This is a genomic window from Candidatus Hadarchaeales archaeon, assembly GCA_038736355.1.
Classification (GTDB): domain Archaea; phylum Hadarchaeota; class Hadarchaeia; order Hadarchaeales; family WYZ-LMO6; genus WYZ-LMO6.
The window spans coordinates 399,130-420,676 of record JAVYML010000001.1 but is presented as its reverse complement, the minus strand read 5'-3'; the positions used below and the strand labels follow the sequence as shown (position 1 = coordinate 420,676).

Annotated in this window: 25 protein-coding genes and 2 tRNA genes; 16 read left to right on the top strand and 11 right to left on the bottom strand. The window is 56.5% G+C overall.

What is annotated here, in order from left to right:
- Positions 1-9 precede the first annotated feature (9 nt).
- The 3 genes from QXG22_02035 (at position 10) to QXG22_02025 (ending at position 853) form a co-directional block, all read left to right on the top strand.
- Positions 10-83: transfer RNA gene (locus QXG22_02035), tRNA-Phe, on the top strand.
- A 54-nt stretch (positions 84-137) separates the two neighbouring features.
- Positions 138-341, top strand: a complete 204-nt coding sequence (locus QXG22_02030) for a tautomerase family protein (GenBank protein MEM0358777.1) — start codon at positions 138-140, stop codon at positions 339-341.
- 149 nt (positions 342-490) lie between these two features.
- Complete coding sequence (locus QXG22_02025) at positions 491-853, top strand: hypothetical protein (GenBank protein MEM0358776.1); 363 nt, start codon at positions 491-493, stop codon at positions 851-853.
- Here QXG22_02025 and QXG22_02020 read toward each other — a convergent pair whose 3' ends face one another.
- Both QXG22_02020 and QXG22_02015 read right to left on the bottom strand, forming a co-directional pair.
- Positions 854-2,566 carry a thiamine pyrophosphate-binding protein gene (locus QXG22_02020; GenBank protein ID MEM0358775.1) on the bottom strand — a complete coding sequence of 571 codons (1,713 nt, stop codon included), beginning with the start codon at positions 2,564-2,566 and terminating at the stop codon, positions 854-856. It lies immediately after the preceding gene.
- A gap of 40 nt (positions 2,567-2,606) precedes the next feature.
- Positions 2,607-3,008: a VOC family protein gene (locus tag QXG22_02015; GenBank protein ID MEM0358774.1), complete on the bottom strand. Its 402-nt coding sequence runs from the start codon at positions 3,006-3,008 to the stop codon at positions 2,607-2,609.
- 166 nt (positions 3,009-3,174) lie between these two features.
- Between QXG22_02015 and QXG22_02010 the strand changes: the two genes are divergently transcribed.
- Positions 3,175-4,275: an LLM class flavin-dependent oxidoreductase gene (locus QXG22_02010; GenBank protein ID MEM0358773.1), complete on the top strand. Its 1,101-nt coding sequence runs from the start codon at positions 3,175-3,177 to the stop codon at positions 4,273-4,275.
- On the opposite strand, the gene QXG22_02005 is transcribed toward QXG22_02010, so the two are convergent.
- On the bottom strand, positions 4,253-5,734 hold the full coding sequence (locus QXG22_02005; protein ID MEM0358772.1) for a radical SAM protein: 1,482 nt from the start codon (positions 5,732-5,734) through the stop codon (positions 4,253-4,255). The genes QXG22_02010 and QXG22_02005 overlap by 23 nt on opposite strands.
- 53 nt (positions 5,735-5,787) lie before the next feature.
- On the opposite strand from QXG22_02005, the gene QXG22_02000 reads away from it, so the two are divergent.
- Entirely contained in the window at positions 5,788-6,126 is a 339-nt protein-coding gene (locus QXG22_02000) for a hypothetical protein (GenBank protein ID MEM0358771.1), read from the top strand.
- Here QXG22_02000 and QXG22_01995 read toward each other — a convergent pair.
- Complete coding sequence (locus QXG22_01995) at positions 6,123-6,959, bottom strand: histone deacetylase (protein MEM0358770.1); 837 nt, start codon at positions 6,957-6,959, stop codon at positions 6,123-6,125. The two genes, QXG22_02000 and QXG22_01995, sit on opposite strands and share 4 nt — an antisense overlap.
- 43 nt (positions 6,960-7,002) lie before the next feature.
- Positions 7,003-7,079, bottom strand: a tRNA-Arg gene (locus QXG22_01990).
- Between the two features lie 41 nt (positions 7,080-7,120).
- On the opposite strand from QXG22_01990, the gene QXG22_01985 reads away from it, so the two are divergent.
- On the top strand, positions 7,121-7,591 hold the full coding sequence (locus QXG22_01985) for a DUF2124 family protein (GenBank protein MEM0358769.1): 471 nt from the start codon (positions 7,121-7,123) through the stop codon (positions 7,589-7,591).
- Here QXG22_01985 and QXG22_01980 read toward each other — a convergent pair whose 3' ends face one another.
- Complete coding sequence (locus QXG22_01980) at positions 7,592-8,230, bottom strand: adenylate kinase (protein ID MEM0358768.1); 639 nt, start codon at positions 8,228-8,230, stop codon at positions 7,592-7,594.
- A 37-nt stretch (positions 8,231-8,267) separates the two neighbouring features.
- Between QXG22_01980 and QXG22_01975 the strand changes: the two genes are divergently transcribed.
- The 10 genes from QXG22_01975 (at position 8,268) to QXG22_01930 (ending at position 14,877) form a co-directional block, all read left to right on the top strand.
- On the top strand, positions 8,268-8,630 hold the full coding sequence (locus tag QXG22_01975) for a hypothetical protein (GenBank protein ID MEM0358767.1): 363 nt from the start codon (positions 8,268-8,270) through the stop codon (positions 8,628-8,630).
- Positions 8,631-8,719: 89 nt separating this feature from the next.
- Positions 8,720-9,028, top strand: a complete 309-nt coding sequence (locus QXG22_01970; protein ID MEM0358766.1) for a hypothetical protein — start codon at positions 8,720-8,722, stop codon at positions 9,026-9,028.
- On the top strand, positions 9,025-11,046 hold the full coding sequence (locus QXG22_01965) for a V-type ATPase 116kDa subunit family protein (protein MEM0358765.1): 2,022 nt from the start codon (positions 9,025-9,027) through the stop codon (positions 11,044-11,046). Before QXG22_01970 ends, QXG22_01965 begins: the two co-directional genes overlap by 4 nt.
- Before the next feature lies 1 nt (position 11,047).
- Entirely contained in the window at positions 11,048-11,518 is a 471-nt protein-coding gene (locus tag QXG22_01960; protein ID MEM0358764.1) for a hypothetical protein, read from the top strand.
- Positions 11,519-11,530: 12 nt separating this feature from the next.
- Complete coding sequence (locus tag QXG22_01955; GenBank protein ID MEM0358763.1) at positions 11,531-12,142, top strand: V-type ATP synthase subunit E family protein; 612 nt, start codon at positions 11,531-11,533, stop codon at positions 12,140-12,142.
- On the top strand, positions 12,142-13,260 hold the full coding sequence (locus tag QXG22_01950) for a V-type ATPase subunit (GenBank protein MEM0358762.1): 1,119 nt from the start codon (positions 12,142-12,144) through the stop codon (positions 13,258-13,260). Before QXG22_01955 ends, QXG22_01950 begins: the two co-directional genes overlap by 1 nt.
- Positions 13,250-13,588, top strand: coding sequence for a V-type ATP synthase subunit F (locus QXG22_01945; protein MEM0358761.1), 339 nt, complete (start codon positions 13,250-13,252; stop codon positions 13,586-13,588). Before QXG22_01950 ends, QXG22_01945 begins: the two co-directional genes overlap by 11 nt.
- Positions 13,588-14,238, top strand: a complete 651-nt coding sequence (locus QXG22_01940) for a V-type ATP synthase subunit D (GenBank protein ID MEM0358760.1) — start codon at positions 13,588-13,590, stop codon at positions 14,236-14,238. The genes QXG22_01945 and QXG22_01940 overlap by 1 nt, the downstream gene beginning before the upstream one ends.
- Entirely contained in the window at positions 14,216-14,605 is a 390-nt protein-coding gene (locus QXG22_01935; GenBank protein MEM0358759.1) for a DUF61 family protein, read from the top strand. Before QXG22_01940 ends, QXG22_01935 begins: the two co-directional genes overlap by 23 nt.
- Positions 14,602-14,877 (top strand): hypothetical protein, encoded by a 276-nt coding sequence (locus QXG22_01930; GenBank protein MEM0358758.1) that lies wholly within the window; start codon positions 14,602-14,604, stop codon positions 14,875-14,877. Before QXG22_01935 ends, QXG22_01930 begins: the two co-directional genes overlap by 4 nt.
- Here QXG22_01930 and QXG22_01925 read toward each other — a convergent pair whose 3' ends face one another.
- From QXG22_01925 to lysA, 5 genes are read right to left on the bottom strand one after another with little or no spacing between them, the layout of a single operon-like run.
- Entirely contained in the window at positions 14,878-16,272 is a 1,395-nt protein-coding gene (locus tag QXG22_01925; GenBank protein MEM0358757.1) for a V-type ATP synthase subunit B, read from the bottom strand.
- Positions 16,269-18,026 carry a V-type ATP synthase subunit A gene (locus tag QXG22_01920; protein MEM0358756.1) on the bottom strand — a complete coding sequence of 586 codons (1,758 nt, stop codon included), beginning with the start codon at positions 18,024-18,026 and terminating at the stop codon, positions 16,269-16,271. Before QXG22_01920 ends, QXG22_01925 begins: the two co-directional genes overlap by 4 nt.
- A 48-nt stretch (positions 18,027-18,074) precedes the next feature.
- Positions 18,075-18,956: a 4-hydroxy-tetrahydrodipicolinate synthase gene (dapA, locus tag QXG22_01915; GenBank protein ID MEM0358755.1), complete on the bottom strand. Its 882-nt coding sequence runs from the start codon at positions 18,954-18,956 to the stop codon at positions 18,075-18,077.
- Positions 18,949-20,178 (bottom strand): aspartate kinase, encoded by a 1,230-nt coding sequence (locus QXG22_01910; GenBank protein MEM0358754.1) that lies wholly within the window; start codon positions 20,176-20,178, stop codon positions 18,949-18,951. Before QXG22_01910 ends, dapA begins: the two co-directional genes overlap by 8 nt.
- The gene (lysA, locus tag QXG22_01905; protein ID MEM0358753.1) at positions 20,175-21,473 is read right to left on the bottom strand and encodes a diaminopimelate decarboxylase; all 1,299 of its coding nucleotides are present in this window, start codon (positions 21,471-21,473) and stop codon (positions 20,175-20,177) included. The genes QXG22_01910 and lysA overlap by 4 nt, the downstream gene beginning before the upstream one ends.
- Positions 21,474-21,547 lie beyond the last annotated feature (74 nt).

The following is a 21,547-nucleotide window of genomic DNA, read 5'->3' as shown; positions in this document are numbered from 1 at the left end:
AGAAAAAAGGCGGGGGTAACTCAGCCTGGGAGAGTGTCCGGCTGAAGACCGGAATGTCGTGGGTTCAAATCCCACCCCCCGCACTCAACGAGTTAGGTTTTATGCATCTTTTTAAAACCGGATGTAGAGTTAAACACGTGCCCGTGGTTCATGTAATGGTTTGGAAGGGATTTTCTAATGCCGCCAAGAAAAGGGTGATAGGAGGTATTACTAAGGTCTTCACCGATATGGGGGTACCCGCAGAGGCAGTGGAGGTAATTCTCCACGAGATCCCAAAGGAGAACTGGGGTGTTAGTGGAGAACAGGCCAGCGAAAAATTGAAAGAAGTGATGCCTCCCTAATTTTTTTCTTTTTTTATTGTCCTGTGGAATAAACAAAGATAAACAGAAAGACAACAAGGGAGCAAGTGTTACGAAACTGAAAGACACATCCCTTTTTCGGACTGGAAATCCACGACCCCTTTTTGAGAGCAGGGAAGGGTAAGAATGGAATGGGTGAAAAGATTTCTGGGTGGGAGAGGAGCCTAGAGGAGATCAGCAAGAGGCTCTCCCCTTATTGGAAGGTGGATGAAGAAAGGAGGGTCATCTTTCTTGGGAATTCTGAAAGGTTGCTGGAAAAGAAACTCTCCGCCCAATTGGAAAGGTTGGAAAGGAGGATCAGGAAGCTGGAAAGGTGGAGGAGCTCCATGGAAAAGTCCGAGGCCTTGTTGGAACGTTATCGCAGACTCTTCCACCCTTCAGGTCCTTTGCTGGAGAGGGGTGAAAGAGATATCCAAAAGCTGAGGGCGCTCATCGAGAAAAAGAAGGCCGAGGTCGTGAAACCCAAAACGGGTAAAGGGAGAAAAAGAGCTTAATCAAGTGGGAAACTCCACTCCCTCCATCCAGATGGCACCCAGCATCTCCAGGTCTGGGGGGAGCATGCTGAGCTCCTTTGGATTGATCACGTCTAAGAGGGCAGGCTTATTTTGGGCCTTGGCTTCTTCCAGTGCCCTGGGGATTTCTTCGGGCTCCCTTATTCTCCTCCCGAACCATCCCATTCCTTCTGCCACTCTCGCATAGTCCACGTCCGAGAAATCCACTCCATAATACTCACCTTTATACAAAAGGTGTTGGACCCCCCTTATCATTCCGTAGGAACGATCGTTGAGAACGATCACGTAGATTTTGGTCCCCAACCTTGCAGCCGTTTCCATTTCCTGTACGTTGAACATGAGGGAACCATCACCCGTGAGGAGATAGACCTCCCTCTCCGGACGAACGAGTTTGGCTGCAATGGCGTAGGGCAATCCGGTACCGAGGTGACCGGAATCGGCCGCCCAAAGGAAGGTTCTTGGTTCGTAGACACGGTTCAGATAATGGGCCCAAAGCCCCACGTTTCCTCCATCTACCACCGTGATAGCGTTTCTTGGGAAGAATTTCCTTACTTCGTACACCACCCTCATCGGATGAACACCCTCATAACTTCCCAACGCTATCCTTTCGTTCTCCTTAATCCACTCCTCCTCTTCCCTCTTCCAGTGAGAAAGGTCTCTCTTCCTGGGATCGCTCCTCTTTTTCACTTCTTCCAACATGAGTCTCAGGGTGGCTTTCGCATCTCCCAAGATGGCCAAGTCCACCTGCCGGTTTAAGGCCAGATTTTCGGGATCCAAATCGATCTGGACCACCTTCTGGACACCGGGTTCACCCCAAGCGGGGGGTCTGCCGAAGAAGTCCAGGTCCCCCATCCTGCATCCCACCACCAGCACCAGATCCGCACTCGCTTGGGCTCCCAATGCCGCCGGAGAATCTGGTATGAGATAGAGGGGATGATCTTCGGGAAGGATTCCTTTAGCAGCATGACTTGGGGTGAGGGGAATGGAGAGGTACTCCACCAGTTCCCTCAACTCTTCGTAGGCTCCGGACCACAGGGCTCCTCCCCCGGCATGGATGAGGGGGTTCTCCGCTTGTAGGAGCATTTCCACGGCCTTCTCCACCAACTCTTTCCTTCCCACCGGTGGCTGGAGAGCATCGTATCGGTGAGAAGGCGGGATAAACTGATCGGAAGGGACCTCAAAGCGCTTGAAGAGCAAGTCCACGGGGAGATCCAAATGGATAGGTCCCGTCCTCCCGCGGAAGGCTGCCCTCAGTCCCCTGTCCAGAAGCTCTGGAATCCTTTCTCCATGATAGATCACGGCACTCCATTTGGTGACGGCCTTGAGAAGCTGAAGCTGGTCTAGGCTCTGCATACTTGCCCTGTCCGGGTAGCACTTCCAGCTCTGGTGTTGGGCGGTGAGTACTATCAGGGGGATGCCATCGGCGAAGGCAGGGTAAACTCCTGGAACCAGGTCGGCGGCCCCTGGTCCAACCGTTCCCACGCAGGCGGCCACCTTTCCCGTGAGGCGGTAACAGGCGTCAGCCATATGGGCGGCAGCCTGTTCATGCCTGGTGAGGAAGAAATCTATGCCCGGTTCCTTCCTCAGGGCTTCCAGGAAAGGGGTGAGCTCCCCACCGGGCACACCGAAGACCTTGTCTATTCCTTCTTGGACCAGACACTTGGTTAGGATCTCCCCTCCCGTCAGGACGGGCAATCTCCCCTTTTCTTTTTTGAAGGGGAGAATTTAGGTTTGACTATCCCAACTGGATGAGTTCGAGTACAATACCCAGCATCTTTTCCGTGTCCAAATAGGCGAACTTCGCAGCCCCCGGCACTTCCCCCTTCCAAAGAACCTTTATCCCTTCCTTCTCGAGGAGTGAGAGACTCTTTTCCAGATCTTCCACGAAGTATCCGAGATGGTGCAAACCCTCACCCTTTTCCTTCAAAAATTTGGAATGGATGGTTTCTCCTTCCAGCACTTGGATGAGTTCCAATTGTATTTCACCCGCCTGAAAGAAAGCCAATTTCAGTCTGGCACCACCCGTCTCGAACTCCAGCGGAGGAAGACTTTCTTCCCCAAAGAACTGGATACAGGCCTCTCTCGCCCTATCCAAATCCTCCACCACTATTCCCACTTGATTTACTCCGAATTTCATATCGTTTGCCCTTTTATCACCTCCTTCGAGAGGGTCTTGCGGTCTCGTTCCCCAAAATAATTTTGTTTTTCCTTTTGAAAAGGCTTATCTTGAACTCCTCTTGGCAAAAGCAAACTCCTTTTTAGGTGAGGAATATATATGCTCCGACTGGAAAAAGGGGGAGGAAATGGGGCTGGGAATAGGGACGGTGGGTCCTATCAATCCTTCCCTTTTCCGGGTGGACGAGCAAGGTCGTCCCCAAGTAGATACCGTTTGGAGGGTAGCTAAGAGTTGTGAGGAAAAGGGATATCATTCGGTTTGGTACGCGGATCATTTAATGGGTTGGTTCCCGCCCCACGATTTCTATGATCCCATAGCCACCCTGGCCTTCGTGGCTTCCAGAACCGAAAAGATCAAAATAGGGACCTCCGTCACCGATCCCATCAGGAGGAACCCAGTGATGCTTTCCCAGAGTATGCTAACCCTGGACCACATTTCCAGGGGAAGGTGTATTTTCGGTTTGGGAACGGGTGAAGCCATGAACTACACCCCCTATGGGATGGAGTACTCAAAACAGGTGGGAAAATTCGAGGAGGCCCTGAGGATCATAAGGCTCAGCTGGGAGGCGGGTAGGGGAAACTTGGTGAACTTTGAGGGAAAATTTTGGAAGCTGAAGAACGCTCCCTTCGATCTCTTGCCTTACGGAGAAAAACCCCCACCCATTTGGGTGGCAGCGCATGGTCCCAGAATGCTGAAGGTGGTGGGGGAACTTGCGGATGGTTGGTTGCCCATGATGATGACCCCGCAGGAGTACGGGGAGAAGGCGGAGGTGATAAGGGAAGCAGCTGAGAGGGTGGGAAGGAAGGCCGCGGAAATCACTCTGGCCCTCTACGCCCCCCTCGTCATAGCGGAGACCAGAGAGGAGTGTCTAAAGATGATGGAAAATCCCGTACTCAAGGGATATGCCCTTACCCTCCCACCTTCCGCCTACGAGCGTAGGGGACTGAAACATCCTCTGGGTGAACGTTTCAACCCCTTTGCCGATTTCATCTTCACCGAACTCTCCGAAAGGGTGGTGGAGGCGGTACAGCACATACCCACCGATCTCGCCGCGGAGAGCTTCGTTTACGGTACTCCGGAAGAGGTGGTGGAGACCCTTAAGCTTTATGCGGAGAAGGGGGCGGAGGTAGTGGTGCTCTGGAACCAGACCCCCTTCGCTGATCCCTCCAAAACTGGAACCTCCTACAGGCTCATAGACGAGGTGGTCAGGCGCTGCTCCCGTCTCTGAAGGGGCTTTTTCCCTCTTCCATCAGCTTGAGATAAGGTTCCAGTCTTTTCCTGATGAAGTTCGTCAGAATTCCCATCATCATCCTCTTGATCCTGCTGTCTTTGAAGTGGTCCCTTGCGAGCTCCTTTATCCATTTGAAGTCATGTCTGAGGCAAGCGGCGTAGAGTTTCCAGTGCTCCTCCCTCATGTCCTTTGCGGTGAAGAACCTCTCCCCGCTCAGGAAGCTCAGGGGAACAAAGAAGAGGGGGACGATCAGGGATTTGAACTCCTTCAGCCTTTCCACGAGTTCCCTCGTCCTTTCCACATCTTCGGGGGTTTCTCCGGGAAGACCCATTACCAGCGTGGAGCAGGGAACCCAGTGGTGATCCGCCAGGATCTGGTGGGCCTTTACCACCACTTCCGGCCATTCCTCTGGTTTGAAGGGAAGGGTTTTCCCCCTCATGTGCTTCTCGATCAGGGAAGGGGATCCCGTTTCTATCCCCATCTGGACCCCGAAAAAGGGTTTTTGTTTGGTCCCTATGCCCAAGAGTTCCGTGATTTTCTGTACCAGGGAAGGGGCGGAGACCACGGAGGCAAAGGCAACGTGGGAAACGCTGGCGTCCATTCCCGTCTTGGCCACTTCCTGGAAAAGGGCCATCACCTTCTCTTCCTCCGGCAGGATGCCGTTTGCCCCATATCTCAGCACATCCTCCGCATGGATTACGAGGTGACCTACCACCGCGTTCACCCTCATTTCTTCCCTGATCTTCTCGAGGGGGAGGGAGCGCAGGTAGCGCTGGGTGGGGACACAGAACTTACATCCCCTTCCGCATCCCCTAGCCACCTCCACTATTCCATCCACGGTGGGGTTCTTGATGGCGGGAATCTTCTCGAGAGGAGTCGGTCCTCCCTGAACGATGGGTGGAAGGGGTTCACCCCTTACCGCCTTGCGGAAGAGCTCCGGTGCCACGGTTTCTCCTTCTCCAAGCACTACGCAGTCTATTCCATACTTTGCCATCATCCTGCTCTCTGCCAGTTGCCAGGCACCCTGTCCACCCACGATTACCTTCAGGTCCTTCCTCCGGAAGATCCTATGGGTGATCAGTTCCCTGAAGTGAATGGCCGAATAGGTCTCCCTACCCACCAAGCTGCTGAAGGTGGAAGAGGCGGGTCCCAGTCCCAGTGGATCGTTGGTGGTAATCCCTATGGCCCTGGTCCTTTCATCCACCACCTCTTCCAGGTGCTCCGGATGCCCTACCACCACATCAAAACCTTCCTCCAAGAGAACGGCTTCGATCTTCCTAGTTCCTGAAGGGGCGAAGAGTGCCACCCCTTTTCGGTGGGGGACGGGAGGACAGAGGAAGAGACGGAAGAGTGGGTCGGGTAGGAGCTTGGGGGCACAGGCGGCAAAGCCCACGAACACGGATCCCCCATAATCCGACATCAGGTTGCGGTCGGCGGTCAGAACTACCTCAGGCATCTATGCAAAAGATTTTGCAGAGAAGTTTAAAAGGATGATGAGGAAGGGAGGAGATGGACAGGAAGCATAGAGCGGTGAGGGAGGCTTCCCTCCTTTTGGGTTTGCCACCCACCGCCCAGCTCCTCCTCCTGGTGCTGGTTAGGGAAGGCAGGGAGCTCCCCATCTCCCATCTCCTGAAGAAAACGAAGAGGTCTGAAAGGGCCCTGCGCCAACATCTGGGCCATTTGGTGAGGATGGGGCTTCTCAGGAAGAGGATGGGAAGGACGGAGAAAAGGAGGAAGGTATGCTTCTATTCCCTCGACCTGATCCAGTTCCTGGAGGGTGTGGGGAGGATCTTGGAGGAGAAGAGGGAGAGATTGGAAAGGATCCTCAAGGAATGTTCTGGGGTTTAGTCTTCCAGTCCCTCGATGAGGGCGTGTAAACTCCTGGCCAAGTTCTCCCCCACGTATCCCCCCTCCAGCACTCCAAAGATGGGTTTTCCATATTCTGCAAGCTTCTTTCCTATCCTCCTGAAGCCTTCGGGGGTGAGACCGAGAGAGGAGAGGTCCCCCGCGTGGGAATCGAAACCCGCGGAAATTCCTATCACCTCGCATTCCTCAGCCCTCACCTTTCTCAGTCCCTTTTCGAGGCATCTGAGGTAACCTTCATCTCCAACCTCATCCAAAGGAATGTTTACGAAGTTGGGTCCGGAGTCCCATCCCGTCCCCGGATAGATTCCCATCCTGTGGAGGGAAAGGAACCTTACCTTGGGATCTCCCATGAAGATTTCCTGGGTGCCATTTCCATGGTGTCCGTCTATGTCCACGATGAGGGTGGAAAGGCCCAATTTCTTTACAGCCACGGCTATGTTGTTGAAGTAGCAGAAGCCTAGGGTGGGTGCACCCAGTGCCAGTCCATTCCTTCCCGCATGGTGTCCGGGAGGACGCATGAGGGAAAAACCTTGGATCTCGGAGGCCTTGATGGCCCCTCCCACAGCCAGTCTGGCGTATTCGTAGATGTTGGGATAGGCGGGGGTGTCGGGGTCGAAGAACTTCCCGCTCTTTATGATATCTATGTATCTCTTGGAGTGGACTAGGAGGAGGTCCTCCTCGCTTGCGGGTTTGGGTTCCACGAATTCGTACCCCAGTTCCTTCAGGATTTCATAGGCCTTCTTCAGTCTCCTCGGGTTTTCCAGGTGATACGGGCTACCGTACTCCAGACACTTTTCCGAGAAGACCAGCTTCACCCCCTTTTCTACGCATGACGGTTGAAAAGGTTTCCGTTTGTACTGGCGGGCCCGTCGGGATTCGAACCCGAGTTGCAGGCTCCGCAGGCCTGTGTCTTATCCAGGCTAGACCACGGGCCCCTTATTTTTTTGGGACTGGGAGTATTAAGCTGCGGGAGAAGATGGGTGGTCAGAAGGGGATAGCGGGAATGACCAAGGCCTTTAGAAAGATGATGGAGGAGTTTGGAACCGGAAAGAAGATTCTTTTCTTGGGCTCCGAGGCCGTCTGTCTTCCCTTCGCCGAACTCTTGGCGTACGCCTGCAGGGACCTGGGAGACTCCTTCTACTTCGCCCCCGGCGGGGAGCCGGGAAAGGCGGTGGAGCTGAGGTACAGGTCACCTTACGGTTTCCAGACGGGGAGAAGGGTCAAACCAGGAAAGGCGGACATCCTGGTGGTGATGGGTGGTTTGGCCCTTCCAGCGAGCGGAGTGGAGGTGGAAAAAATAAAGGGGCTCTTCCCCTCCCTTTTGAAGAAGGGAGGTAAAGTGGTGGGCTTCAGCTTCATGGGCGTCCTAGAAAAGAGGGGATGGAACAGGAAGCTGAAGTTCGATCGTTTGCTAGATGTTCGGGTGGGAAGAATAAGGGTAAAATGATCATCTCCCTTCCAAAACCTTCATCACCCTTGCCACACCTTCCTCCACCCCTACTTCCTCATGCAGGGTGATGGTTTTCAGAATGCCCTTACGTGCGTAGAAGTCCAAGAGGGGTTTGGTCAATTTCTGGTATTCCTCCAGTCTTTTCCTGATGACTTCGGGTTTGTCGTCCTCCCGTTGATAGAGTTCCCCCCCACACCTATCACACTTCCCGGGCTCCTTGGGGGGAAGGGAGACGAGGTTGTAGATGGCCCCACATTTGCTGCAAATCCTGCGGGAAGAGAGCCTCTTCACGAGGATTTCCTCCCCCACGTCGAGGTTGAGTACGAGGTCGGGGGGACAGAGGAGTTCGAGGGTCTCCGCCTGGCGGAGCGTCCGGGGAAAACCGTCCAGGATGAATCCCTTGGAACAGTCCGGAAGGGAAAGTCTTTCCTTTACGAGTTCTATGACATCCTCGTCCGGTCCCAGCAATCCCTTTTCCACATATTCCTTGAACTTCCTTCCCAGGGGAGTTCCCTTTCCTATCTCCTCCCTTATCAGGTCCCCAGAGGCTATGTGGGGAATGCCATACCTTTCAGAGATTTTCTTTCCGTACGTTCCCTTTCCTGCGCCCGGAGGACCAAAGATGATGAGCCTCATCTTTACCCCTGAATCAAGCTTTTTAATTACTTTTCCGATGGGGTTGGGGCGCGATGAAGAGGCTGAGCTGAAGGGTGATGAGGATGTTGAGTGCGGAGCGCCCCAAATGATTTTAAAGGTGAAAGCCCATTCTATAACGATGGCTGGAGGGTTGGCGGCCTTCAAGAAGAGGGCTTACGTATTGGTCACGGTCAGGCCTGGATACGAAGCTTCGGTGGTTTCGGAAATAGAGAGGGTTCCAAACGTGAAGCTCTCCGATTTCGTGCACGGGGAGTACGATGTGGTTTGTGTTCTGGAGGGCAGTTATGAGGAAATAGACAAGGCCGTGCTCGCGATAAGGAAGCTCCCCAACGTCATGAAGACCATCACCCTCACAGCCTTCGATACCCATCTCGAGTGATCCAGGGGACAAAGCTTGGTTCGCTGCTTCAGCCCCTTTCCTTTGTAATCTTTTTAACACTTCCTTCTCTATCTTAGCAGGTTGATGGGTTGGAGGAGGACCTACGCCTAGTTTTCGAAGCAGAGAAGAAGGCCAGGGAAATCGTGGAAGGGGCGGAGAGGGAGGCCGCCAGGCTTTTGGAGGAGGCGAGGGAAAAGGCCGCGAGGAGGAGGGAGGAGATAAGGGAGGAGATGAGGAGGAAGGGGGAGGAACTGAGGAGGAAGTTCGAGGAGAAGGCGGAAAGGGAACTGGAGAAACTGAGGGAAGAGACGGAGAAGGAGAAGCAGAGGATAGAGAAAAGGGCCAGGGAAAGGATGGAGGAGGCGGTGAAGGAACTCCTGAAGGCCCTGGTGGGATGATGCTCAGACCCTGTAGGATGAGGAGGTTCAGGGTCCTCTTCCCCCAGCGTTTCAGGGAAAGGGTGTTGGAAGCCCTGCATGAAAGGGGTGTGGTTCAACTCAAGGAAGTGACGGAGCCAGCGGTGGGTAGGAGGTTTCCGGGTGAGGAGCTGCAAAGACTTTCTTCCCTCCTAGTGAGGTTGAGGGAGATACACGAGGCACTGGGACCCCCCTCCAGACCGGTCGAGGTGAAACCCCTCTCGGGGGAACAAACGGCGAAGAGGGCGGAAAAACTCCTCTCAAAGCTGGAGGACAAGTGGGGACCCCTCAAGTCCGCCTGGCAAGAACTGGAGAGGGAGAGGGAAGAACTCCTGAAGAGGAGGGAACTCTTGGAGGGGATAAGGGAGCTGGAGGTTCCGATGAACCTCCTCCGTTCCACCCAGGAAATCCACGTTTTGGTGGGAAGGATGGCGGCGGAGAAGGTGGTGAACTTTTCCAGGGAGGTGGAGGGGGCACTGGAGGGGAGGGCCATCGTGAGGAGTGTCGGGAAGGGGGAAAAGAGGACGGTGGTGGTGGTTTGTAGGACAGGAGAGAAACAGAAACTTTCTCCCCTGATCTACAGGTTCGAGTTGGAGCTCCTCGAGCTTCCTCCGCTGGAAGAGACTCCGGTGGAGGCTCTCAAAAAGATCGAGGAAGAACTGGGAAGGCTGGAGGGGAAGAGGGAGGAGCTGGAGGGGAAGAGGAGGGAGCTGGCCAAGAAATGGGCCGGGGAGGTGAGTTCCCTGATGGAATTGTTGGAGATCCACGTGGAGAGGCTCAGGGCCTCCTCCCTCTTGGGATACACCGAAAGCACGGTTCTTCTGGAAGGATGGGTACCCGCAAGGGAGGAGGGCTTGGAGGGCCTCCTTCGTTCCCTCACCTCCGGCAGGATGATCTTCCGTACTTACGAACCCGAGGGAGAGGCACCCGTGAAACTGGAGAATCCTCCGGGCCTCAGGAACTTCGAACTCCTTACCGAGACCTATGGCCTTCCCCGCTACGATGAGGTGGATCCCACCCCCTATCTCGCCCTGACCTTTCCCCTCTTCTTCGCCATCTGCCTTTCCGATGCAGCCTATGGCCTCCTCCTCGCTTTGGTCATGGGCTCGGGCCTTTGGGTGGCGAAGATCTTCCCTCCCAGGCTCAGGAAGATCGTGCTCGCCGGTTCCCTTCTCACCGTTCCCGTTGGGTGCTTACTGGGAGGATGGTTCGGTGGGCTCTTTGGCAGGGCCCCTCCCCTTTGGGTGGATCCCCTGAAGAATCCCATCCCCATCCTCAAGCTCGCGGTCTTCCTGGGCATCCTTCAGATCGTGTGGGGAGTGGTGGGGGGAGCCTGTTTGAAGGATGCGTTCAGGAAGGAATGGACCAGACTCTTCCTAGTGCATCTCCCCCAGCTCTTCTTGGTGCTCGGTTTCTTCGGTTTGGCCCTTTGCTCCCTGGGCGTGGGTCTCAGGGAATTCGGTCTTTCCTTCAGCTTTCCCAAGCTGAGCCTGGTGGAGGCCTTCAGCCCCCTTTCCCCCGCTCCCTCCCCCGTCCCGCTCTTCAGACTCCTCTTCTACCTGGGACTCTTCCTGGGTATGCTGGGTTCGGCCCTCACCGCCGGCTCCCTTCTCTCCGGAGTGGGTAGTTCCGTCAACTTCGCCTACGGCATTACGGGTTTGGTGGCGGATGCCGCCTCCTACACCAGGCTTACCGCCCTCTGCATTTCCTCGAGCATCATAGCCTTCGCCATCAACTACATCTTGGGCTGGATCTACGAGAGCATAGCTCCCCCCTTGCAGGGAATTTCCCCCGTTCTGGTCATCCTCTTCCTCGCCGTGTTGGTCTTGGTCTTTTTCTTGGGACACTGTTTCAACCTCTTCGTACAGAGCCTTGGGGCCTTCATCCATACCATGCGTCTCCACTACGTGGAGTTCTTTTCGAAGTTCTACGAGGGAGGAGGGGAAAAGTTCTCACCCTTCAAGGTTAAAAGGATGTTCACACGAGTAAAGAGGAGATAAAATGGTAGCAGAAGGCGTTTGGGTGGTTCTAGCGGCTTCCCTCGCCATTGCCGTACCCGGAGTAATGGCAGGACTCGGAGTGGGCATGACCGGTGTTACCTGTGCAGCCATTGCGGGGGAGGATCCCAAAAAGGCATACAGGGTCTTCGTGTACGAGGTGATGCCTGGGACGCAGGGTTTCTATGGCTTCGTGGCCGGTTTCCTCATCATCTTGGGCACTGGGCTTTCGAAGGGGGCAGCGGTTAAACCGGAAGTAGCGGGATTGGCGGTTCTCTGTGCGGCCATACCCTCCATCCTCCAGGGCTTCACCTCTTACCCGCAGGGAATGGTGGCTTCGGCCAGTGCCACTTCCTTCGCCAAGAGACCTGAGGTTTTCGCGGCTGGCATGATGTACACGGTGATGGTGGAGATTTACGCCATCCTGGGACTCCTCGCCACCATCCTTCTCCTGACCTTCATAGGGGCCTTGTGAAGGAGGGAGGAAATGGCGGAGAGGGGGGCCCAGCTGATAGCCCAGGATATCTTGGGTGAGGCCAGAAAGAGGGCCGAGGAGATTCTGGAAAGGGCTAGGAAGGAAGCCTCCTCCCTGCTGGAGATGGCTGAAGGGGAGGGAAGGAGGGAAGGGGAGGAAGAACTGGGGAGGATGAGGGAGAAGGCCAGACAGCAGTACGAGGAGAGGGTGGCGAAGGGAAGGGTGGAGGGGAGGAAGGAAATACTGAAGAAGAAGGAAGAGTTGATAGAGGAGGTCTTCAGGAAGGCGGAGGAGAGGCTGAGGAAGTACGTTTCTTCCAAGGAATACGAAAGGGACTTGGTGGAGCTCACCGTGAGGGCATGTAAGGGATTGGGTTCGACGGAAGTGGTGGTGGAAGCCAACGAGAGGGATCTACGGAGGCTGAAGGAAAGGGAGGAGGAGCTGGTGAGGAGGCTGGAAGGGGTAAGGCTTTCCTTCGGTGGACCACTGGAAACCCTCGGCGGGATAAGGCTGAGGTCCAAGGATGGAAGGATAGAGCTCGACGAGACCCTAGAAAACAGGATGAGGAGGGAGAGGGAAACCCTCCGCGTGAGGGTTGCCAAGCTTCTCTTCGAAGGATCCTGATGCTCGCCGTTCCCCTCCTCGTTTTCTTCCTCGTGGGTTTCTTCTTCCTCCTGGTCATCCTACACGCCAGGAGGACGGTCGGATACCTCTACTGCAATGCGGTGGTGAGTACTTGGGAGGCCAAACTCTTCCCCGAGGCCCGACTGTTGGAGCTGGCGGAAGTTCAAAGGTTCGAGGAGCTCAGGTCCTCCTTGGGTGAGGCGGGTTATCCCCTCCCCGAGAGCATGGATCCGATGGAACTGGAGAGGTCCCTCCTCGAGGTCTCCAGCGGTAGGCTGGCGGAACTCCTGGGAATGGTGCCGGAGGAAAGGAGGGAGACCGTACGCAGGATCTTGGCCAGAATGGAGGTTTGGAACCTGAAGGCCATCCTCACTTCCCTCCATCTGAAGGAATCCAAGGAGGAGAGGAGGAAGCGCCTCCTCCCCTGTCCCACCCTCCCCAAAGAAAGATTGGAGTTCCTCGCTTCCGCCGAGACCCTAGAACAGTTGCTGGAATTCCTGAAGGAGAGCGAGTATTACGGGGTGCTCTCCTCCGCCCTGGAGGAATATGGGAGGGAAGGTCTCTCCCCCCTCCTCTTCGCCCTCGACCGTCACTATTATTCGCGCCTTTGGGAGGAGGTGGTGGGGAAGAAGGCGCAGAGGTCCGTTCTGGTTCCCCTCGTGGGTTTCGAGATAGATTCCCTCAACCTCAGGCTCATCCTCAGACTGAAGAGGGAAGGGGTTCCACCGGAAAGGATAGATGCCCTCGTAATACGCCTCCGTCCACCCTACCAGCTCGGGGAGGAACTCTTGAAGGCCCTCATCTCCGCCGAGGACCTCAGGACCTGTGTGGAGCTCCTCTCCCACACCCCCTACGGAAGGATCCTCTCCCCCCTCCTCCCCCAGCTGGAGGCGGGGGACCTCTTCCCGCTGGAAAGGGCGCTGGAGGAGGAACACCTCAGGCTCTGCAGATGGGCCTCCCTCACCAAACCCTTCACGCTTGCCCCCATCTATTCGTACGTGAGGAGGAAGGAGGTGGAGGTGAGGAACCTCCATCTCCTGCTCAGGCTCAAACTGGAGGGGGCGCCACCCGAACGCATAAAGGAACTGCTCGTGAGGGTGCCTGGACTTGAGGCGTGAAGTGGTCGTGGTGGGGGAAAGGGAGACGGTGGTGGGCTTCGCCCTGGCTGGGGTGAGCAGGGTGTATCTCCACTCCTCCAAGGAAGAGACCCTTAAGCTCCTCAGGGATTTGCTTAAGGAGGAGAAGGTGGGTCTCATCCTCCTCACCCACAGGGTGGCGGAGGAGCTGGGGGAGGAGTTTGAGAGGATGGTGAGGGAAAAGGGTCCTTTTCCGATGGTGCTCAGGATCCCGGATGGAAGGGGCTACCGTCCCGAAAGGGATGAGCTGGAGGAAATGGTCAAGAGAACGGTGGGGGCGGAGGTGGTGCTGAGGAGGGAAGAGGAATGATGGCCCTCTCTCCCACCAGGATGGAGCTTCTCAAGCTGAGGAGGAGGATAGCCCTAGCCAAGAGAGGCCACGATCTCCTCAGGGAAAAAATGGATGCTCTGGTGATGGAGTTCTTCGAGGTTCTGAGAAAGGTATACGAGGCGAGGGAGAAGGCCTTCGAGCAACTGGCCAGGGCCCATCTTTCCCTTTCCGCCTGCATGGCGGTCTGGGGAACGGCCGAGACCGAACAGGCGGCAAGGGAAGCGAGGAAGGAAGTGGGCCTGGAAACCTCCCTGAGGTACATCATGGGGGTACCCGTGCCCATGGTGGAAATGGGTGAAACGGTGCGCAACGCTTTTGGGAGAGGATATTCCCTCCATCCTTCCCCCTCCCTTCTGGATAGGGCTTCGGAGGACTTCGAGAGGGCCCTCAAGCTCTTGGTGGAGGTGGCAGAACTCGAGGAAGCCGCTAGGGCCCTGGCTTGGGAACTGGAGAGGACGAGGAGGAGGGTCAACGCCTTGGAGTATATCCTCATCCCGAGACTGGAGGCGGCACTCAAGTTCATAGCGATGAGGCTGGACGAAATGGAAAGGGAGCACTTCTTCAGGTTGAAGAGGATTAAGGCCATGCTCGAGAGGAGGGAGGGAGGTGGAGGAAGTACTCAAGGCTGAGCTGGCCAAGCTCAATTCCCCCTTTCCGAAGGAAAGGATTTCCCTCAGGCAAGCCCTTTCCAGCGAGAGGCCGGGTGTTCCCCTGACCAACGGGGATTTCCTAGTTTTCAAAAGGGAGGAGCTGGAGCTCCTCGCCAAACTGGTTCCGGAGGAGGAGAGGGAACTCCTGAGACTCCCCATCCTCCTAGTCCTGGATCCGGGCTTGGGTAGGGGGGCGGTGAGGATAGGGGAGAAACTGGGGGCAAGGGCGATAGGGAAGCTGCTGGGGAAGGAGGTGGGGGGTGGGGAACTGGTCATCTATCGTCCTGAGCTCTTGGAAGTGAGGAGAAAGCTTCCCACCACCACCCATTACCTCTTCCTTCCATGAGCGAAAGGAAATGGTCGGTCTTTCTCCTCCTCTTCTATCCCTTCTCCTTCGTCACGGTGATGACGGGTCTTCTGGCCTTCCTTCTCCTCCTGGCGGGGGTGGAGAAGAGAATCCTGGTACCGTGTGTCCTCTGGTTTTACTTCGCTTCCTTCCTCTCCGTCTACCTGATGGCGCGCAGGATCCTCAGGAAGTTCGGTTTCGAAAGACTCTTCTTCCTTTTCATCCTCACGCTCGGACTGCTTTCCCTCCTTTCCCTCCTACCCCTCCTTTGACTATGCAGCCTTCCTGTGCAAGTACTTGGAGATGAACTTGGGATCCACCCTCGTGAGCTCATCCTCGGGAAGCATGCTGAGCAGCTCCCAACCCAGGTCCAGCGTCTTCTCTATGGATCGGTCCTCGTCCCTCCCTTGGTTCACGAACCTGCGTTCGAAGGCATCGGCGAACTCCAAGTACTTCTTGTCCCTCTCCGTGAGGGCTTCCTCCCCCACCACCGCCACGAGGGCCCTCAAGTCCCTGCCTTCGGCATAGGCAGCATAGAGCTGGTTGGAAACATCCGAGTGGTCTTCCCTCGTTTTTCCCTTCCCTATTCCATCCTTCATGAGCCTGGAAAGGGAGGGAAGGACGTTGATGGGTGGATAGATCCCCTTTCGATGGAGTTCCCTCTCCATCACGAGCTGTCCTTCCGTGATGTAGCCCGAGAGATCGGGGACGGGATGGGTGATGTCGTCTCCGGGCATCGTGAGGATGGGCATTTGGGTCACGGAACCGCTCTTTCCCTTCACCCTCCCAGCCCTCTCGTAGATGGTGGCAAGGTCCGTGTACATGTAGCCGGGATAGCCCCTCCTGCCCGGGACCTCGCTCCTCGCAGCGGAGAGCTCCCTCAGGGCTTCCGCGTAGTTGGTCATGTCCAGCAGGATTACCAGGACGTGCATCCCCTGCACAAAGGCCAGGTATTCTGCCGTGGTGAGACCGAGTCTGGGGGTGAGGATGCGTTCTATGGCGGGGTCGTTGGCCAGGTTCAGGAAGACCACGGCCCTCTCGAGGGCGCCCGTCCTCTCGAAGTCCCTGATGAAGAAGGAGGCATCTTCATGGGTGATGCCCATGCCGCAGAAGACCACCGCGAACTTCTCTTCCTCCCCCAGCACCTTTGCCTGCCTCGCCACTTGGGCAGCCAGTTCGTTGTGGGGGAGACCGGAGCCCGAAAAGATGGGAAGCTTCTGTCCCCTCACGAGGGTGTTCATCCCATCTATGGCCGAAATCCCCGTCTGGATGAATTCGGATGGGTATTCCCTCGCGGCTGGATTGAGGGGGGCCCCGTGGACATCCCATTCATCTTCGGGAATGGGCTTGGGTCCTCCATCTATGGGTTCCCCCCTTCCGTTGAAGATCCTTCCAACCAGATCCATTCCCACTCCAAACTTGACGGTTTCTCCCGTGAACCTCACCTTCGTCTTGGAGGTGTCTATTCCTCCCGTCCCCTCATAAACCTGCACCACCGCGAGGTTCTCCCTGGCATCCAAAACCTGTCCCCTCCTCCTTTCCCCGGTGGGGGTAATGATCTCCACCACCTCCCCATAGGCCACCCCCCTCACTCCCTCCACCACCAGGAGAGGACCGGATACCTCCTTTATCGAAAGATACTCCAGACCCTTGCTTTCACCCTTCAACCCTTACCCCTCCTCAATCCCTCGAACTGTTCATCTATTTTCCTCTCCAGTTCCTTTTCCACCTTCTTGAACTCCGCAAGGGGGAGTTTCTTCATCCTTGCGAGTTCCTCCCTCACCGGCAACTTCCTTATCTCGGTCACGGAAATTCCCTCCCTTGCGGCCTCCATGCATTTCCGGTAGAACCTCAGCAGGAGCTTGAGCATTCCGAGCTGCTTCTCCGGCGGACAGTGGCTGTCCACCTCATCGAAGGCGAATTGTTGCAGGAAGTTCTCCCTGATCATCCTGGCGGATTCGAGGACGGCCCTCTCCGGCTCCGGAAGGGCATCCGCCCCTATCAACTTCACGATCTCCTCCAACTCCGCCTCCTTCTGGAGGAGGGCCATGGCTTCCGCCCTCAAGGCTTTCCAGTCCTCCCCTAGCCTCTTCCTCCACCACTCTTCCACGCCATCCACGTAGAGGGAATAGCTGGTGAGCCAGTTGATGGCGGGGAAGTGACGGCGGTAGGCGAGGGCGGTGTCGAGGGCCCAGAAAACCTTCACGATCCTGAGGGTATTGGTGGAAACGGGCTCGGAGAGGTCACCTCCCGGTGGCGAGACCGCCCCCAATACCGTGAGGGAGCCATACCTCTCCTCGCTCCCCAGGGTCTTCACCCATCCCGCCCTCTCGTAGAACTCCGCCAGCCTGGAGGCAAGGTAGGCCGGGAAGCCCTCCTCCCCGGGCATCTCCTCCAACCTCCCCGAGATCTCCCTCATGGCCTCAGCCCAGCGGGAGGTGGAGTCGGCCATGAGGGCCACATCGTATCCCATGTCCCTGAAGTACTCGCCCAAGGTGATGCCCGTGTAGACGCTGGCCTCCCTGGCCGCCACGGGCATGTTGGAGGTGTTGGCTATGAGCACCGTACGCTCCATCAGGGGCCTACCCGTACGCGGATCCCTCAGCTCCGGGAAGTGTACCAACACATCGCACATCTCGTTTCCCCTCTCCCCACACCCCACGTAAACCACGATGTTGGCGTCGGCCCACTTGGCCACCTGATGGAGGAAAACGGTCTTCCCCGTCCCAAAGCCTCCAGGGATGGCTCCCGTTCCCCCCTTGGCTATGGGGAAAAAGGTGTCCGCTATGCGCTGCCCTATGAGGAGGGGTTCCCTCGGATCCAGCTTTTCCTTATAGGGCCTAGGCTTACGAACGGGCCAGAGCTGCATCAGTTTCACTTCCTCCTCCCCCTTCGGTCCCTCCACCCTCACCACCGTCTCCTCCACCGTGTGTTTTCCCTCGCTCACTTCCACCACCCTTCCCCTCATCCCCGGGGGGACGAGGATGCGGTGCTCCACCAGTTCGGTTTCCTTCACCACCCCCACCACGTCCCCCTCCACCACCTCATCCCCTTTCTTTACCCTCGGCTCAAACTCCCATTTTTTCTCCCTGTCCAGGGCGGGGACGTAAATTCCCCTTTTCACCATCTCGCCCACCCTCTTACTTATTTCCGTGAGGGGTCGTTGTACCCCATCGTAGATGGTACCTATCAGTCCAGGACCGAGCTCGACCGAGAGGGGTCTTCCCGTCCTCTCCACCTTTTCTCCCGGTTTCAGCCCCGAGGTTTCCTCATAGACCTGGATGATGGCCCTCTCGCCCTGCAGTCCTATGATTTCACCCATGAGACCCTCCTCTCCCACCCTGACGAGCTCGTACATCCCCGATCCCCTCATGTCGTCGGCCAGAACCACAGGACCCGTGATCCTCACTATCTTGCCCAAGTCAATCTAAAGAAGTGGGTGAGGATCGTAAAAATATATGCCCCAAGGTTACTTAAGGAGTCCTAAACCCGAAAGAACTTCCCTCAATCTCTTCCTAGTTCCCTCTCCCACCCTTACGAGGGGAAGGCGGGGGGGACCGGCTGGGAGACCCACCATTTCCATGGCTTCCTTCACGGGGCACGGATTGGTTTCGAGGAAAAGGGCTTCGAAGAGGGGAGAAAGTTCGTAGTGGATCCTCCTGGCATCTTCCACCCTCCCTTCCCTGAAGGCCCTCACCATCCTCACCATTTGGGAGGGAACGAGGTTGGAAGCCACGGAGATTACTCCCACGGCCCCAAGGGCCATCATGGGTAGGGTGTGGGAATCGTTTCCGGAGGTCACCATGAAGTCCTCCCCCTTCGTTAGCTCTATGATCTTGGAGATCTGGTCGAAGTTTCCGCTGGCTTCCTTTATCCCCACCACGTTCTTCAGCTTGGCCAGCTTGGCCACGGTTTCGGGGGCTAGGTTCACGCCCGTCCTGGAAGGAATGTTGTAGAGGATTTGGGGTATATCCACCTCTTCGGCCAGGCGCTTGAAGTGCTGGTAAAGACCTTCCTGCGTCGGCCTGTTGTAGTAGGGGACCACCACCAGTGCCCCATCGGCTCCCCTCTCCTTGGCTTCCCGCGTGAGCATGAGGGCCTCCCTCGTGCTGTTGCTCCCCGTCCCCGCGATCACGGGTACCCTTCCCCCTGCCGCCTCCACCACTATCTCCACCACCCTTAGGTGTTCTTCGTAACTCAGGGTGGAGCATTCCCCCGTGGTCCCCACCGGCACGAGGCCGTCTATTCCGCTCCTTATCTGGAACTCCACATTCTTCTTCAGACCCTCCTCGTTCAGCTCCCCGTTCTCGAGGAAAGGGGTAACCATTGCCGTGAGCACACCCTCAAACATCCAGACAGCTCCTGCGGAGGGTTTCCACCGCCCTTTCCCTATCCTCCCACCTGAAGAAGAAGCTTATGGAAGCCCTGCTGGAAAGGATTTCCACGATGTTGATTCCTTCCCTGGCAAGGGGGGCGGTGAGCTTGGCGATCATTCCCGGAGTGTCTATGAACTTCTCGCTCTCCACCACCACCAAGGCCAGGTTGTCTTCGCTGGTCACCGACTTCATCACCTTGCTCCTCTTCACCTGCTGGTGAACGAGTTCCACGGCCTTCCTCAGATCCCTCTGCCAGACGTAGAGGGAGAAGGATCTGGGACCTATGGATACCCCCAGGATGTTCAGACCCCTCTTGCTCAGGGGGGAGATGGCCTGCAGGAGCACACCGGGCGTTTCCTGCATTCCCTCCCCCACCACCGTGAGCATCCCGATCGGTTTTTCGTGGAGGGTGATCTTCATCTTTCCATTTTCCATGATGCCTCCCTTTATGGTGGTTCCCCGAGCAGATAAATCTCCATGCCTGAAGTGTATGACCTTGGCATCCATTTCCGGGAGTTTGTAGTTCATGGCAGCTGGGTGCATCACCCTGGCTCCAAACCTTCCCAGTTCCCTCAACTCTAGGGCCGTGAGGGATTTCAGCAGCTTGGCATCCTTGAATTCGTTAACATCTGCCGTCATCACACCCTCCACATCCGTGACGATGATCACTTCGGAGGCCCTGAGGTATTTCCCGAGGATGAAAGCGGTGGTGTCGCTTCCACCCCTCCCCAAGGTGGTGATCTCCCCCTTGAGGTTCCTGCCCAGGAAGCCACAGACCACCGGTACTATCCTCTCCTTGAGGAGGGGTTCCAGGTATTTCTTCACCCTTTCCTCCGTCCTCTTCTCATCCACCCTTGCCTTCGAAAAGGAGGAATCCGTGATGATGGGCCATTCCTTCATCTCGGGATCTATGGCTTTGGCCTTCACCCCCAAGCTGCGCAGGGCGGCGGCGAAGATCCTGGCGCTGGTCCTTTCCCCCATGGCGAGGATGTCATCGAGATCCTTGGCCGTGAGGTTCTCCCCGGAAGCTTTCCTCGCCACCTCCAAGAGCTCGTCCGTGGTATGGCCCATCGCGGAAACCGTCACCACTATTTCAGCACCTTTCCTCCATTCCCTTTCCACGGATTTGGCGGCCAGCCTGATCCTTTCCCCGTTCCCGAGGGAGGTCCCACCGAACTTTACCACGATTCTCCTCATCCCAACCAACTCGGAAGGAGGTCATACCTCCATAGATCCTCACAGGTCTCCCTTTTTCTTATTATTTCAGCCCTTTCCCCCTTCACCATCACCACTGCGGCCCTGGGTCTGGAGTTGTATTGGTTGGCCATCGTGAGGGTATAGGCTCCGGCGTTAAAAACGACCAACACCTCCCCCCTTTTTGCCCTGGGCAACTTCCTCTCCCTTCCTATGACGTCGCCCGCCTGGCAGAGGGGTCCCCCCACGTTCACGGTTTCCCTCTCCTCCTCCCCCATCCTATCCGCCAGCTCCATGTGGTAGTAGGTTCCGAGGAGGGCGGGACGGAGGAGGAGGTTGGTACCACCGTCCACGCAGAGCCAGGTGGGCCTTCCCCTCCTGGGTTTCACGTATTCCACCCTGAGGAGGAGGATTCCCGCATCGTTCACCAGATACCTTCCCGGTTCGAGGACCAGCGTGAAGGGTTTCAGTCCCTTCCCCACATATTCCCTGAAGATGGGGACCACCCTTGAGGCCAGATCCTCTGGGGAGGGCCCCTTCTCCCCAGGTCTTTCCGGTACCCCCAGCCCACCACCCATATCCACGAATTCCAGCTCCATTCCCAGTTTTTCCTTGAGGAGGAGCAGGAAGTCCATCACCTTCCTCACCCCTTCCTCGAAGGGGCTCAGATCCAGCAACTGGGAGCCCAGGTGGAAGTGGATGCCTTCTATTCTCAGCCCCTCTTCCTTCGCCCTACGGAAACCCTCCAACGCCTCCCCCGTTTCCAGTTCCATTCCGAACTTGCTCTCCTTCACCCCCGTCGCTATGTAGGGATGGGTTGGAACCTCTATGCCCGGATTTACCCTCAATCCCACCCCAGCCTTCTTCCCCATTCTCCTGCAGATTCTCCCCACCACCTCTACTTCCTCCAAGCTGTCCAGGTTGATCCTTATTCCCTTCTCCACCGCCAGCTCTATCTCGGCCTCGCTCTTGGCGTTTCCGTTGAAGAAGATGAGCTCCGGGGGGACACCCACCTTGAGGGCCATCCTGAGTTCTCCCTCGGAAACCACTTCCGCCCCCGCCCCTTCCTCCCTGAGCACCCTGCATACGGCCAGGAGGGAGTTGGCCTTATAGGCATAGGCCACGATCACTTTTTCCCATTTGCTTGCGAAGGCTTCCCTGAAGCGTCTGTAATTCTCCCTTATCCTGTTCTCGTCCATCACGAAAAGTGGGGTTCCGAATCTTTCCGCCAGCTCCGAGACCCTGAGCTCACCCACTCTCAGGCGCCCTTCCCCATCCACCCAGAAGTTCCCGAACACGTTCCTCCCTCTTCCTTTTTATCTCCCTTTTTAATTCCTCCCCTCCAACGTTCGAAAGCCTTTTTTGCCTCCTC